12 protein-coding genes are annotated in these 13,723 nt (G+C 74.9%); 7 read left to right on the forward strand and 5 right to left on the reverse strand.

Going from position 1 to position 13,723, the window contains the following annotated elements; all coding sequences use genetic code 11:
- The first annotated feature begins 73 nt into the window (after nt 1-73).
- The 3 genes from ABEB06_RS08680 to ABEB06_RS08690 all read left to right on the forward strand — a co-directional run bounded on the left by ABEB06_RS08680 (nt 74) and on the right by ABEB06_RS08690 (nt 3,555).
- Nucleotides 74-1,090, forward strand: coding sequence for a LacI family DNA-binding transcriptional regulator (locus tag ABEB06_RS08680; RefSeq protein ID WP_345701776.1), 1,017 nt, complete (start codon nt 74-76; stop codon nt 1,088-1,090).
- A 135-nt stretch (nt 1,091-1,225) separates the two neighbouring features.
- Nucleotides 1,226-3,256 carry a glycoside hydrolase family 31 protein gene (locus ABEB06_RS08685; protein ID WP_425559589.1) on the forward strand — a complete coding sequence of 677 codons (2,031 nt, stop codon included), beginning with the start codon at nt 1,226-1,228 and terminating at the stop codon, nt 3,254-3,256.
- 35 nt (nt 3,257-3,291) lie between these two features.
- A complete protein-coding gene (locus tag ABEB06_RS08690) occupies nt 3,292-3,555 on the forward strand; it encodes a DNA-binding response regulator (RefSeq protein ID WP_345696228.1) in 264 nt (87 codons plus the stop codon).
- Nucleotides 3,556-3,698: 143 nt separating this feature from the next.
- On the opposite strand, the gene ABEB06_RS08695 is transcribed toward ABEB06_RS08690, so the two are convergent.
- The gene (locus tag ABEB06_RS08695) at nt 3,699-4,922 is read right to left on the reverse strand and encodes a serine hydrolase domain-containing protein (RefSeq protein WP_345696229.1); all 1,224 of its coding nucleotides are present in this window, start codon (nt 4,920-4,922) and stop codon (nt 3,699-3,701) included.
- A gap of 84 nt (nt 4,923-5,006) precedes the next feature.
- Between ABEB06_RS08695 and ABEB06_RS08700 the strand changes: the two genes are divergently transcribed.
- Nucleotides 5,007-5,519 carry an NUDIX hydrolase gene (locus ABEB06_RS08700; protein ID WP_345696230.1) on the forward strand — a complete coding sequence of 171 codons (513 nt, stop codon included), beginning with the start codon at nt 5,007-5,009 and terminating at the stop codon, nt 5,517-5,519.
- Here ABEB06_RS08700 and ABEB06_RS08705 read toward each other — a convergent pair.
- Complete coding sequence (locus tag ABEB06_RS08705) at nt 5,495-6,169, reverse strand: cytochrome b/b6 domain-containing protein (protein WP_345696231.1); 675 nt, start codon at nt 6,167-6,169, stop codon at nt 5,495-5,497. The two genes, ABEB06_RS08700 and ABEB06_RS08705, sit on opposite strands and share 25 nt — an antisense overlap.
- On the reverse strand, nt 6,111-6,764 hold the full coding sequence (locus tag ABEB06_RS08710; RefSeq protein ID WP_345701778.1) for a molybdopterin-dependent oxidoreductase: 654 nt from the start codon (nt 6,762-6,764) through the stop codon (nt 6,111-6,113). The genes ABEB06_RS08705 and ABEB06_RS08710 overlap by 59 nt, the downstream gene beginning before the upstream one ends.
- A gap of 164 nt (nt 6,765-6,928) precedes the next feature.
- Between ABEB06_RS08710 and ABEB06_RS08715 the strand changes: the two genes are divergently transcribed.
- The 3 genes from ABEB06_RS08715 (at nt 6,929) to ABEB06_RS08725 (ending at nt 12,694) form a co-directional block, all read left to right on the forward strand.
- Complete coding sequence (locus ABEB06_RS08715; RefSeq protein WP_345696232.1) at nt 6,929-7,714, forward strand: TetR/AcrR family transcriptional regulator; 786 nt, start codon at nt 6,929-6,931, stop codon at nt 7,712-7,714.
- Nucleotides 7,715-7,821: 107 nt separating this feature from the next.
- Nucleotides 7,822-10,125 (forward strand): hypothetical protein, encoded by a 2,304-nt coding sequence (locus ABEB06_RS08720; RefSeq protein ID WP_345696233.1) that lies wholly within the window; start codon nt 7,822-7,824, stop codon nt 10,123-10,125.
- 316 nt (nt 10,126-10,441) lie between these two features.
- Entirely contained in the window at nt 10,442-12,694 is a 2,253-nt protein-coding gene (locus ABEB06_RS08725) for a glycosyl hydrolase family 18 protein (protein ID WP_345696234.1), read from the forward strand.
- 9 nt (nt 12,695-12,703) lie between these two features.
- Here the strand turns inward: ABEB06_RS08725 and ABEB06_RS08730 are convergent, their stop codons facing one another.
- The gene (locus tag ABEB06_RS08730) at nt 12,704-13,390 is read right to left on the reverse strand and encodes a spermidine synthase family protein (RefSeq protein ID WP_345696235.1); all 687 of its coding nucleotides are present in this window, start codon (nt 13,388-13,390) and stop codon (nt 12,704-12,706) included.
- Between the two features lie 69 nt (nt 13,391-13,459).
- Complete coding sequence (locus ABEB06_RS08735; RefSeq protein WP_345696236.1) at nt 13,460-13,708, reverse strand: LapA family protein; 249 nt, start codon at nt 13,706-13,708, stop codon at nt 13,460-13,462.
- Nucleotides 13,709-13,723: the final 15 nt, after the last annotated feature.

Consider the following 13,723-nt stretch of genomic DNA (forward strand, 5'->3'; position numbering starts at 1 on the left):
CGAGCCGCACAGCAGACATCGTCGAAGCGCTTCACCAACCGGCGCGCGATAGTGTCGCGAGATGGAGCACCAGATGGTCACGCTCGCCCAGGTCGCCCGGCACGCCGGGGTGTCCCCGAGCACGGTCTCGTACGTCATCAGCGGCAAGCGGTCGATCTCGCAGGACACCCGGCTGCGGGTGGAGCGCTCCATCGCCGAGCTCGGCTACCACCCGCACGCGGGGGCCCGGGCGCTGGCCAGCAACCGGTCGAACGTGATCGCCCTGATGATCCCGCTGCGGACCGACATGTTCGTCCCGGTGATGATGGAGATCGCCATCGCGATCACCACCACCGCCCGCCGCTACGCGCACGACGTCCTGCTGCTGACCAGCGAGGAGGGCCCGTCCGCGGTGAAGCGGATCGCCGCGAGCGGCCTGGCCGACGCGATGATCCTGATGGACGTCGAGCTGGAGGACGAGCGGATCCCGCTGCTGCGGCAGACCGGCGCGGCCGCGGTGCTGGTCGGCCTGCCCGCCGACCCGGCCGGGCTGACCTGCATCGACCTGGACTTCGAGGCCACCGGCCGGCTCGCCGCCGACCACCTGGCGGACCTCGGGCACCGGGAGGTGGCGCTGGTCGGCGCCGCCGAGTCGGTGTACCGGCGGCACACCGGCTTCGCCGAGCGGACGCTGGCCGGGTTCCGGCAGCAGGCCGAGGCCCGGGGCCTGAGCTTCCTGCACCGCCCGTGCGGAGTGGGCCACGAGGCGGCCACCGGCACGCTCTCGCGGATCCTCGCCGAGCGGCCGGGCACCACCGCGCTGGTGGTGCAGAACGAGTCCGCCGTCCCGCACCTGCTCAACCACCTGCGGCAGTCCGGCCGGGCCGTGCCCGAGGACATCTCGGTGGTGGCGATCTGCCCGGACGACGTCGCGCTGCACTCCACCCCGCAGCTGACCTCGGTCTCCATCCCGGCCCAGGAGATGGGCCGGCGCGCCGTCGAGCTGGTGATGGCGCAGGCCTCCGGCCGCCAGCACACCACCGGCCTGACCCTGCTCTCCCCCGTCCTGACCCCCCGGGAGAGCACCGGCCCGGCCCCCAGGCCGCTCTGACGCCCCGTCGACACCCGTAAGTCCCCACCGGCTCGCGCGCATCGCCGATCCACCCCGGCCCCAACCCCACCGCGCCCGCCGTCGCGCCCGCGTGCCCGACGGCGTGCCCCGCCCCGCCCGCGCGAGGAGCCCCCCGTGACCCACCCGACCGTCCCCGCCGTCCGGCCGCCGGAGAAGCCCGAGGGCCCGGGGGTGCTGCGCGAGGCGGGCAGCGCCCTGGAGTACCACGGCCATCTGGAGACGCTGCGGCTGGAGCCCTGGGGTTCGGACGCGATCCGGGTGCGCGCGGTGCGCGGCGGGCAGTTGCACGAGGGCCTGCCCGGCGCGCTGCTGGAGACCCCGCCGCCGGCCGGGGCCACCGTCAAGGTCGAGGGCGCGGTCGGCCGGGTCGTCAACGGCGCGATCACCGCCGAGGTCACCGACCGCGGCATCGTCCGCTTCCTGCGCGCCGACGGCAGCGAGCTGCTCTCCGAGCAGCCGGCGCACTTCTGGTGGCCCGGGGCCCGGCTCTACACCCCGACCGGCAACGGCTACCACCGCCTGGAGCAGCGCTTCCGCGCCTACGACGGCGAGCGCCTGTTCGGCCTCGGCCAGCACCAGCACGGCCTGTTCGACCAGAAGGGCGCCACCGTCGACCTGGTGCAGCGCAACGCCGAGGTGTCCGTCCCGGTGCTGCTCTCGAACCGCGGCTACCTGCTGCTGTGGAACAACCCGGCGATCGGCCGGGTCGAGCTGGCCGTCAACGGCACCCGCTGGGTGGCCGACAGCGCCCGGCAGTTCGACTACTGGATCACCGCCGGCGCACCCGCCGAGACGCTGTCCCGGTACGCCGACGCCACCGGCCACTCCCCCGAACTCCCGGACTGGGCGTCCGGGTTCTGGCAGTGCAAGCTGCGCTACCGGACCCAGGACGAGCTGCTGGCGGTGGCCCGCGAGTACCGCCGCCGGGGCCTGCCGCTGTCCGTCATCGTCAACGACTTCTTCCACTGGACCCACCTCGGCGAGTGGAAGCTCGACCCCGCCGAGTGGCCCGACCCGGCCGGCATGGTCCGCGAGCTGGACGGGATGGGGGTGCGGCTGATGGTCTCGGTCTGGCCCTCGGTCAGCCCGCTCAGCGAGAACCACCGGGAGATGGAGCGCCGCGGCCTGCTGATCGGCACCGAGTACGGCCCGCCGACCCACGCCGAGTGGCCGGACAAGGGCGTCGCCTCCACCGTCCAGGTCGCCTTCTACGACGCCACCAACCCGGAGGCCCGGGAGTTCGTCTGGCAGAAGGTCCGCGACAACTACCTGTCGCACGGCATCAAGGTGTGGTGGCTGGACGCCTGCGAGCCGGAGATCAACCCCGGCCACCAGGCCAACCTGCGCTACCACGCCGGGCCCGGCCTGGAGGTCGGCAACCTCTACCCCCGGGAGAACGCCCGCGCCTTCCACGAGGGCATGCTGGCCGCCGGCGAGAGCGAGGTGCTGACCCTCAACCGCTCCACCTGGGCCGGGGCGCAGCGCTACGGCGCCGCCCTGTGGTCGGGCGACATCGGCACCGACTTCGCCACCCTGCGCGACCAGATCAAGGCGGGCCTCAACGTGATGCTCTCCGGCATCCCGTGGTGGACCACCGACATCGGCGGCTTCCACGGCGGCGACCCGGACGACCCGGCGTACCGCGAGGTGATGGTCCGCTGGTTCCAGTACGGGGCCTTCTGCCCGCTGTTCCGCCTGCACGGCTACCGCGAGCCGTGGACGGAGCTCGGGCCGGAGATGACCGGCGGCCCCAACGAGGTCTGGTCGTACGGCGAGCAGGCGTACGACATCCTCGCCTCCTACCTGCACCTGCGCGAGCGGCTGCGCCCCTACGTGCTGGCGCAGACCCGGCACGCCGCCGCGACCGGGGTGCCGCCGATGCGGCCGCTGTTCCTGGAGTTCCCCGAGGACCCGGCGAGCTGGGAGGTCGACGACGCCTTCCTGCTCGGCCCGGACCTGCTGGTCGCCCCGGTCACCGAGGCGGGTGCCCGCTCCCGCGCGGTGTACCTGCCGGCCGGCGCCGAGTGGCGCTGCGCGTGGACCGGCGCCGCCCACCCGGGCGGCACCACCGTGACCGTCGACGCGCCGCTGGAGCGGATCCCGCTGTTCCTCCGGGACGGCGCCGACCTGCCCGTCCTGTCCTGACCGTTCAGCCCCGACCCCCACCGAGGAGGCTCCCCGTGCAGACCCCGACCCCCGCCCGGCCGCAGTCCCCCGCACTGCCCGTGCCGCAGCCCCGGCGGCCCGCCGCCGGGCTGCTCGCGCCCGAGGAGCACCAGCTCCTGCTGCTGCTCACCGAGGGCCTCCCGCTGGACGCCATCGCCCGCCGGCTCTCCACCTCCAGCCGGACGCTGCGCCGGCGGATCCGGGTGCTGTGCGACCGGATCGGCGTCCGCACCCCGCTGCAGGCGGCGGTCTGGGCGGCGCGGCGCGGGCTGATCTGACGCCGCACACCGACCTGCCGCCGGAGCGGCTGCCCGCGACCCGGCGCGGGCGCCCCGGCGCCGTTCTCCGTCGCGCTGACGGACCCGGTGCGCCCGCCGTCCACGGTGGACGCCGCCCACCACCGCTGCGCCGGCTCGCCCGGCTAACCGCCGACGCAGGCGCGGACCGCGTTGATCAGCGTCCGGGAGCGGATGTCGCCGGTCACGCCCGGCATCATGCCGTTGGTGACGTAGCCGAAGCCGATGCCCAGCTCCGGGTCGGCGAAGCCGAGGGAGCCGCCGCGGCCGGGGTGGCCGAAGCTGGCCGGCGAGGCCATCGGGGCGGTCGGGCCGTGGCGGAAGAAGCCGTGGCCGAAGGTGGTGTTGACGATCAGGATGCGGTCGGGCCCGTGCACGGCGGGGCCCATCGCCTCCGCCAGGGTGTCCGCGCCGAACACGGCGGGCAGCCGCTCGCCCGGGGCGCCGCCGTGCCGGTCGGCGGCGCCGATCAGCGCCGCGTAGAACCGGGCGACCGAGCGCGCCGTGCCGATGCCGCCGGCGCCGGGCACCTCGACGGCCTGGACCGCCGGGTCGTTCAGGTCCACGCTGGTCCGCACCGCCGTGAAGGCCCGCGCGGTGAGCGACATCGGGTCCCGGTAGGCGTCGACCACCGACTGCTTCGGGCGGACCCTCATGCCGTTCGGCCCGACCTTGGCCGCCTCCGGCGCGGGCAGGTCGACCAGCCGTCCGACCCGGGCGGCGGCGCCGGTCGGCAGCCCGATCCACAGGTCCAGGCCGAGCGGGCGGGCCAGCTCCTCGGCGAAGTACTGGCCGATCGACCGGCCCGAGGCCCGCCGGACGACCTCGCCGACCAGCCAGCCGAAGGTGAGCGGGTGGTAGCCGTGCGCGGTGCCGGGCTCCCACGCGGGGGCCTGGGCCGCGACGGCGGCCGCCGCGGGCTCCCAGGCGATCACGTCCTCGATCCGCAGCGGTACGTCGAGCACCGGCAGGCCGGCCTGGTGCGAGAGCAGCCAGCGGACCGGGATCCGGTCCTTGCCGTGCACCCGGAACTCCGGCCAGTAGTCGCCCACCGGCGCGTCCAGGTCGGCCTTGCCCTGCTGGGCCAGGTGGAGCAGGGCGGCGGCGCTCAGGCCCTTGGTGACCGAGCGGAGCACCTGCGCGGTGTCGGCCGTCCAGGGGACGGCGGGCGCGGGCCGGGCGCCGACCTCCGGGCGGGCGTCGCCGCCCCACAGGTCGACCACCTTGCGGCCGTCGGCGTAGAGGGTGAAGGCGGCGCCGAGCTCGCCGTACTCGCGGAAGTTGCGTTCGAACGCCTCGCGGACCGGCTCGAACCCGCTCGCCGTCTCGCCCCAGATCTCCACCGTCACCGCCGCCGTCCTCTCCGAACGCCCTGTCACCTGGAACGATAATCCGCCGCCCGGCCCGGGGCCGACTCGGTAGCGTGGTCGACCATGACGAACCCTGCCGAGGAACTGCTGGACGTGGTCGACGCCGAGGACCGGGTGATCGGCACCACCACCCGCCCGGTGGCCTACCGGGACGGCCTGACCCACCGTTGCGTCTTCATCCTGGTCCGCGACCCGCGCGGCCGGATCTTCACCCACCGCCGTTCGGCCGAGAAGCTCTTCGCCCCGGGCGCGTACGACTGCTTCGTCGGCGGCGTGGTCGCCTCCGGGGAGACGTACCCGCAGGCCGCGGTCCGGGAGGCCGAGGAGGAGCTGGGCGTGTCCGGGATCGAGCCCCGGCCGCTGTTCAAGTTCCTCTACTCCGACGGCGACCGGATGAGCTGGTTCTGCGACGTGTACGAGGCGCTCTGGGACGGGCCGGTCTCGCCGCAGGTGGAGGAGGTGGACTGGCACGACTGGCTGACCGAGGACGAACTCGACCGGCGGATCGCCGAGTGGGAGTTCGTCCCGGACGGGCTGGAGGCGTACCGGCGCTACCGGGAGTTCCCGGCCTCCTGAGCCGGGGCTGCTTGGTCCCAGTCGGGGTGCTCGCGGGTGGCCCACAGCGGGTCCACGCTGCCCGTGCGCATCCCGCGCCGGGCTTCCGGGTCGCGGACCGCGAGGTACACGTGCCCGCCGACCGCGACCGCGACCGCCAGGGCCAGCCAGTCGTGGACGAAGGTCGAACCGGTCCGCCAGGCCAGCGGCGCCAGGTCGGTGAACCACATCAGCAGCCCGGTGCCGATCATCACCAGCACCGCGCCGGCCAGCCACGCCGCGTACAGCTTCTGGCCGGCGTTGAACTTCCCCGCCGGGCGGCGCGGCGAGCGGCGCAGCACGGCCCGCAGCCACTCCCGGTCGCCGGGCGTGAACCGGTTGAGCGCGGTCAGGTCGGCCCGCAGCGCCCGCGAGGCCAGGCCGAGCAGCAGCGGGACGGGCAGCAGCAGCCCGCACCACTCGTGCACCACCGCGACCGGGCGGCGGCGGCCGACCAGCTGCGAGACCGGCGGGTAGTACAGTGCCAGCGCGGTGGCCAGGCAGACCAGCATCAGGCCGGCGGTGGCCCGGTGCACCCAGCGCTCGGCCCGCGCGAAGCGGGCGATCCGGCCGTCAGCCGGTCGGGGCGTCGTCGCGTCCGTTGGACCGTCCGACCCAGGCGTCGACGTCATAGCCGTAGTTCTCCCAGTAGCCGGGCTGCACGGTCGAAGTGAGGGTGATGCCCGACAGCCACTTCGCGGACTTGTAGAAGTACATCGGCGCGACGTACAGCCGCACCGGCCCGCCGTGCTGGTGGCCGATCGGGCCGTCCTGCATCCGCAGCGCGACCAGGACGTCGTCGCGGCGGGCCTGCTCCAGGGTGAGGCTCTCGCTGTAGCTGCCGTCGAAGCAGGTGAACCGCACCGCGGTGGCCTCCGGCCGGACCCCGGCCGCGTCCAGCAGCCGGGAGAGCCGCACCCCCTCGAACGGCACGGCGGGCACCCGCCAGCCGGTCACGCACTGCACGTCGTGGACGATCCGGGTCTGCTCCATCGCCTGCAGCGCGGCGAAGCCGTGCGAGACGGGCCGCTCGACCAGGCCGTCCACGGTCAGCGCGTACTCCTCGGGGCGGCGCTCGGGGACGGAGTCGACCACCGAGTAGTAGCGGAACCCGCCGCCGCCCGGCAGCAGGTCGGCCAGCCCGGTCGGGTCCCGGCTGGTCACCTGCTCCACGGCACGCTGCAGGTACGGCCCGGCGGCCACCCCGGCCGCACCGAGCCCCAGCATCCCCAGCACCACGCGCCGTCCGACCGGCGCCCCGGCTCTCTCGCTCACACCTCTGATTCCAGCAGCCGACAGGTCCCCTGACCAGCCCCGGCGTCCGCGCGTCAGGATTCCGTAACCCGGGCCCGCCGCCCTCGCGGCCCGCCCCGGGGAACTAGGGTTGGGGCATGGCTTCCCGTACGCCGTCGGCGGCGCCCAAGTCCGAGGAACAGCGCAGCGGTGCCGAACGGGCACCCCGGCGCCGGCTGAGCGTGGACGAGCGGCGCGAACAGCTGATCGCCGTCGCGCTGGAGCTGTTCAGCGCCCACCCGCCGGACGAGGTGTCGATCGACGACATCGCGGCCGCCGCCGGAGCCTCCCGGCCGCTGGTGTACCACTACTTCCCCGGCAAGCAGGCGCTCTACGAGGAGTCGCTGCGCCGGGCCGGCCAGGAGCTGGCCGGCCGCTTCGAGGAGCCCGCCGACGGCCCGCTCTCCGAGCGGCTGTACCGGGTGATGGGCCGTTACCTCGAGTACGTGGAGAGCCACGCGGCCGGCTTCACCGCGCTGCTGCGCGGCGGCTCGGTGGTGTCCGGCCCGGGCGCGGACGCGGTGATCGACCAGGTCCGGCGGGCGGCCGGCGAGCAGATCCTGCTGCACCTGGCGGTGCCGGACCCGAGCCCGGCGCTGCGCCGGACCGTCCGGGCGTGGATCGCCAACGCGGAGATCTCCTCGCTGGACTGGCTGGGCGAGCGCGCCGTCCCGCGCGAGGAGCTGCAGCTGCAGCTGGTGCAGGAGCTGGTGGTCTCGCTCGCCGTCACCGCCGCCCGCGAGCCCGCGCTGGCCGCGCACCTCGCCGAGTACTGGGCCGCCGAGACCCCCGAGGGCCCGACCGGACGGCTGCTGCACGACTTCACCGCCCTGCTGGCCACCCCCGGCCTGGGCGACACCCTGCTCCGGCTGGCCACCGGCTGACCCGGGCTCCGACCACCGGCCGGTGACCGCCAGGTGCCGGTCCGTCAGCACGTTCTGATAGAAAGTGGCTGGACAGTCCACACCGAGAGCGAGGGGGGCTCGGCGCCATGACTCAGGACGGCTTCGCCGCTGCCGAACGGATCGCGGCCACGCTGGACGCGGTCGGGGCCGCACTGGTCGGCGAGCGGGCGACGCACTATTCCGCCGCCACCCTGGCCGGCTTCCGGCGCACCGCCCACCGCTCGGCCGACGCCCTGTTCGGGCTGCGGATCAGCCCCGGCGGCCCCGGCCTGCTGACCGTGCACGGCCTCGGCCAGGTCGTCGAGACGGGATCGCGGCGCGGCCGCCAGGCCGGCGCGGGCGCCGAGGCGGTCGCCGCGCTGCGCGGCAAGCTCGGCGCGGGCCCGGTGCTCGGCGCCGGCGACGGGGCGTCCGCCGCCGCGTTCCAGCTGCCGGTGGCACCCGAGCCGGCCGACGCCAAGCTCCGCCCCGCCTTCGCCCCGGCGCTCGCCGCGCTCGCCTCGCCGCGGGCCACCGCCGCCCCCGACGAACTGTCGACCGGCTCCGGCGTCGAGGCCCGGCTGGTCGTGCCCTCGGTGTTCCACCCGCTCTCGGTGCGCGGCGCGGGCACCGCGCTGGCTGCCCATCTCACCGAGGTGGCCGAGGAGTTGTTCGCCGGGGCCCGCCCCGCCCGGCGCGACTGGGCGCTGCTCGCCGCCGCCCTCGCCGACGAGTTCGCCGCCGCGGACGTGCAGTACGCGGGCCTGTCCGCGCTCACCGTGGACGGGCAGCGCTCGCGCGCCTCCCTGGTGGTGTCGCTGGCCCGCCACCCGCTGCCGGTGCAGGAGCTGGCGGTCGCGCTGTCGACCGAGCGGCCGCACGCCGAGGTGTGGACCGTCCTGCTGCCCGCCGGTCCGGCGGCGCTGCTGGTGGAGGCGCGCACCGCGCCGGTGCCGGCCACGCTCACGGCGGACGGCCAGCGCGGCTGGGTGGTCAGCTCGGTCGTGGAGGCGTTCCTCCCGCTGCCGGACGGCTCGACGGTGCTGACCGTGCAGCTGTCCACCCCGCAGGCCGAGCACTGGGAGCTGTACACGGAGGCCTTCGCCGAGCTGCTGCAGTCGGTCCAGCTCGGCTGGGACGGCGTGGTCACCGCCCCGCCCGCCGCGGTGCCGGCGGCCGCCCCCGCCACGCCCACCCCGCCGCCGAGCGCGCCCGCCGCGCCCGTCACCCCGCCGCCGGCCGCGCCGACCCCGGTGCCCGTCACCGCGGAGCCCGCCGTCCCGCAGACCGCACCGGCTCCCGTGCCCGTCACCGCGGAGCCCGTCGCCCCGCAGGCCGCGCCGCCCGCCGCACCGGTGGACGCCGCCCCACCCGCGCCGCGGCTCGCGTCCACCGACGCCACCCTGCCCGCGCAGGCGGCGGCGCCGCTGGAGGAGCAGGACCCGGCCCGGCGCGGCACTCCCGTCGCCATCCCGCCGGCCGACTTCGACCCCTTCGCCCCGCAGCCGCCCGCGGCCGCCACCGCCGCGGGCACGCCGGCGGCCGCACCCGCCGATCCGTTCGGCGCCCTCCCCCCGCAGGCGCCCGCGCCCGCCGCCGAGCAGGACCCGGCCCGGCGCGGCACCCCGGTCGCCATCCCGCCGCCGGACTTCGACCCCTTCGCCCCGCAGGCACCCGCGGCGACGACCGCCGCTCCGGCCGCTCCCGCGGAGCAGGACCCGGCCCGGCGCGGCACCCCGGTCGCCATCCCGCCGCCGGACTTCGACCCGTTCGCCCCGCAGCCGCCCGCGGCGGCGGCACCGGCGGACGAGCAGCCCCGGTCCAAGGGCACCCCGGTCAACATCCCGCCGCCGGACTTCGACCCCTTCGCCCCGCAGGCGCCGTCGACCGCCGCCGCGGCCCCGGCCGCCGGCAAGGGCACCCCGGTGGCGATCCCGCCGGCCGACTTCGACCCGTTCGCGGCGTCGGCCTCGCCGTCCACGCCCGCGCCGGCCGCCGCACCGGCACCGGTCGCCGCGGCCCCCGCGCCCGCCGCCGTCGCCGACCCGTTCGGCACCGTGGTCGGTCCGGCGGACCCGTTCGGCACCGTCACCACCCCGCAGCCGGCGGCTCCCGCACCGGTCGCCCCGCCGATGCCGACCACCCCGCCGACCGTGGGCACCCCGGCGGCCGGCCCCGGCAAGGGCACCCCGGTCAACATCCCGCCGCCGGACTTCGACCCGTTCGCCCCGCAGGCACCGGCCGCCGAGGCCCCGGCCGGGGACGAGGCGCCGAAGACCAGGGGCACCCCGGTCAACATCCCGCCGCCGGACTTCGACCCGTTCGCCAACCTCTCCGCCCCGCCCGCGGCCCCGGCCGCTCCGGCCCAGCCCGCCGCCCCGGAGCCCCCGGCCAACAGCCCCTTCGGCTGACCCGGCCGCACAGCGAGCATCCCGAGACCCCCGTCGCCACGACACCGGTGCGGGGGTCTCGGCGTTCCCGTACCCGACCGCGCCAGACGCACTGTCAGGTCCACGCTCCGCCAGTTGGTCCAGACCTATTGCCAGTCGGGTGCGCGGTCCCTACCCTCCAATGCACAGGACCTCCGCGGCAACCCGACGGCCCGAGGCACCCTCCGCTCCGCGCTGCCCCAACCGCCCGGAGTGCGCACGCCCTTGCACCTGGCACCTCCCCCACAGGTAGTGGAGCCGCACCGTGAGGGCGCGCTCCCGGACAGGAGCTCAACACATGCGCAGACGTCGGCACCGCCTCTCCCTCCTCGCCGTCGGGAGCCTGCTCGTCCCGCTCATCGCGGTCGTCCTGCCCGCCACCGCCGCACACGCGGCGGAACCGACCGCCACCTTCACCAAGGACCAGGACTGGGGCACCGGGTACGGCGGCAGCTACACCGTCAACAACGCCTCCTCGGCCGCGCTGAACAACTGGGTGCTGGAGTTCGACCTCCCGACCGGCAACAGCGTCGCCTCGCTCTGGAACGCGACCTACACCGCGGCGTCCTCGCACGTCACGGTGAAGCCGCCGAGCTGGCAGACCTCGATCCCGGCCGGCGGCTCGTACAACTTCGGCTTCAACATCGCCTACTCGGGCGCGTACACGCCGCTGAAGAACTGCAAGCTGAACGGCAAGCCGTGCGACGGCACCGGCTCGGACACCCAGGCGCCGACCGTGCCGGGCAACCTGCGGGCCTCGCTGGTGGGCGCCAACGGCGCCTCACTGACCTGGACGGCCTCCACCGACAACGTCGCGGTGGCCGGCTACGACGTGTACGACGGCGCGGCCAAGGTGGGCAGCTCGGCGACCAACTCGCTGTCGCTGACCGGGCTCGCGGTGGGCACCCACACCTTCACGGTGGTGGCGTACGACTCCTCGTCCAACCGTTCCGCGGCCTCCGGCGGGGCCCAGCTGACCGTGCCGCAGCCGCCGGTCGACAACCAGCCGCCGACCGTCCCGGGGACGCCGTCGGTGACCGGCACCAGCTCCAGTTCGATCTCGCTGAGCTGGACGGCCTCCACCGACAACGTCGGCGTGGTGGCGTACGACGTGTACAACGGCTCGACCATCGCCAAGACGGTGACCACCAACGCGGCGACGGTGGACGGCCTGGCCGCCGACACCTCGTACACCTTCACCGTGAAGGCGCGGGACGCGGCCGGCAACACCTCGGGCGCCTCCGGCCCGGTGACCGGGAAGACCCAGCAGGGCGGCACCACGCCCGGGACGACCATCGGGTACTTCACCCAGTGGTCGATCTACGCCCGCGGCTACAGCGTGAAGAAGCTGGACACCTCGGGCAGCGCGGCGAAGCTCAACTACCTCAACTACGCCTTCGCCAACATCCACCCGACCACCAAGCAGTGCTTCATCACCAACAAGGCGGCGGGCAACGACTCCGACCCGAACGCCGGTGACGGCGCCGGTGACGCCTGGGCCGACTTCGGCAAGGGCTGGGACGCGGGCAACTCGGTGGCCGGCACCACGGACACCTGGGACCAGCCGCTGGCGGGCAACTTCAACCAGCTGAAGCAGCTGAAGGCCAAGTACCCCAACCTCAAGATCCAGATCTCGATCGGCGGCTGGTCGTACAGCAAGTGGTTCTCCGACGCGGCCTCCACCGACGCCTCCCGCAAGGCGCTGGTGAGCTCCTGCATCGACATGTACATCAAGGGCAACCTGCCGGTGATCGACGGCCGCGGTGGCGCGGGCTCGGCCGCGGGCATCTTCGACGGCATCGACCTCGACTGGGAGTGGCCGAACTCCGACGGGCACCTGGGCAACGTCTTCAAGCCCGCCGACAAGGCCAACTACACCCTGCTGGCCCAGGAGTTCCGTCGCCAGCTGGACGCGCTGGGCGCCACCACCGGCAAGCACTACACGCTGAGCGCCTTCCTGCCGGCCGACCCGGCGAAGGTCTCCGCGGGCATCGACATCCCGGGCCTGTTCGGGGCGTTCGACTTCGCCACCATCCAGGGCTACGACTACCACGGCGCCTGGGAGACCACCACCAACCAGCAGTCCGCGATCAAGCTGGCCGCCGGTGACCCGAGCACGCCCGACCGGCAGTTCAGCTCGGAGATCGCGATCAACGCCTACCTGCAGGGCGGTGCGCCCAAGTCCAAGCTGACCCTGGGCGTCCCGTTCTACGGCCGCGGCTGGACGGGCGTGCCGCGCGGCACCACCAACGGGCTGTTCCAGACCTCGACCGGCCCGGCCCCGGGCACCTACGAGAACGGGTACGAGGACTACCACAAGCTCAAGGACATGGCGGCGAGCGGTGGTTACACCATCTACCGCGACCCGGCCTCCGGCCACGCGTACATCTACAACGGCACGGTGCTGTACACCTACGACGACCCGACCGAGATCGCCCGCAAGGCCGCCTGGATCAAGTCCCAGGGGCTGGCCGGCGCGATGATCTGGTCGTTCGACGGTGACACCGCCAACGGCGAGTTGATGACCGCGCTGTCCAACGGCCTGAAGTAGCAGGGCGGCTCAGGCGCGGCGTGCCAGGTGGACGACATCCGGCACGCCGCGCTCGACCGCCACCTGCAGGGTGTGCACCCCGGCGAAGCCGGCGTCCCGCAGCGCCTGCTCGAAGGCGGCGGAGGGCTGGGCGCTCCACACCGCGAGCACCCCGCCGGGGTTGAGCCGCCGGTGGGCGGCGGCCAGCCCGGCCGGGCCGTACAGGCCGGCGTTGGCGTCGCTGACGGTCCAGTCCGGGCCGTTGTCGATGTCGAGGCAGAGCGCGTCGTAGCCGGGCCCGTCGGCGGCCAGATGGGCGACCAGGTCGGCGTGGACCACCGTGACCCGCGGGTCCTCCAGCGCACCGGCGGAGAACGCGGCCAGCGGCCCGGCACGGTGCCAGTCGACGATCGCGCCCTCCCGCTCGACCACCACGATCCGCTCCCAGCGCGGCTCGGCGGCGGCGTGGGCCAGCGAGAAGCCGACGCCCAGTCCGCCGATCAGCACCGACCGGCCGGCCCCCGGCAGCAGGTCGAGCGCGGCCCGGACCAGCAGCCGTTCGGAGCGGCCGTCGGCGGTGTCCATCAGGAAGCAGCCGTTGGCGATGATCTCGTAGTGCCCGCCGCGCCGGCGCAGCACCACCTCGCCGTACGGCCCCTCGCGCCGGTCGACGGTGACGGGCGGCTCCAGGCCCTCCCGGGTCGGCAGCACGGACATCCTCGGCCCCCTGCGGTGCGGTCGATCACGAACGGTCCGACTCTACCCGCCGGGGAGCCGCCGGCGCGGTCATCTCTGCTGACGGCCTTTCAGCAGCCAGCCCAGCGCGGTGCCGGCCAGCAGGGTGGCCAGCAGGGCGATCCACAGCGGGCAGGTCACCGTGAACACCCAGAACTGGATCTGCACCCTCTCGAGGTTGGCGAACAGGAACCAGACCGCCAGCACCACGATCACGGCGATCGCGATGTACCGGGTCGGAACGCCCGCGATCTCGCCGCGCTGCTGGGGACCTGAGGAACCACCGGATGTCTTGGTCACAGCGGCAGTCTGCGC

This window comes from Kitasatospora terrestris (assembly GCF_039542905.1).
Taxonomy (GTDB): Bacteria; Actinomycetota; Actinomycetes; order Streptomycetales; family Streptomycetaceae; genus Kitasatospora; species Kitasatospora terrestris.

Coding starts and splice junctions, on each gene's coding strand:
- ABEB06_RS08680 (WP_345701776.1), top strand. CDS start 74: ATGGTCACGCTCGCCCAGGTCGCCCGGCACGCCGGGGTGTCCCCGAGC.
- ABEB06_RS08700 (WP_345696230.1), top strand. CDS start 5,007: ATGACGAACCCTGCCGAGGAACTGCTGGACGTGGTCGACGCCGAGGAC.
- ABEB06_RS08705 (WP_345696231.1), bottom strand. CDS start 6,169: ATGACGTCGACGCCTGGGTCGGACGGTCCAACGGACGCGACGACGCCC.
- ABEB06_RS08710 (WP_345701778.1), bottom strand. CDS start 6,764: ATGCTGGGGCTCGGTGCGGCCGGGGTGGCCGCCGGGCCGTACCTGCAG.
- ABEB06_RS08715 (WP_345696232.1), top strand. CDS start 6,929: ATGGCTTCCCGTACGCCGTCGGCGGCGCCCAAGTCCGAGGAACAGCGC.
- ABEB06_RS08720 (WP_345696233.1), top strand. CDS start 7,822: ATGACTCAGGACGGCTTCGCCGCTGCCGAACGGATCGCGGCCACGCTG.
- ABEB06_RS08725 (WP_345696234.1), top strand. CDS start 10,442: ATGCGCAGACGTCGGCACCGCCTCTCCCTCCTCGCCGTCGGGAGCCTG.
- ABEB06_RS08730 (WP_345696235.1), bottom strand. CDS start 13,390: ATGTCCGTGCTGCCGACCCGGGAGGGCCTGGAGCCGCCCGTCACCGTC.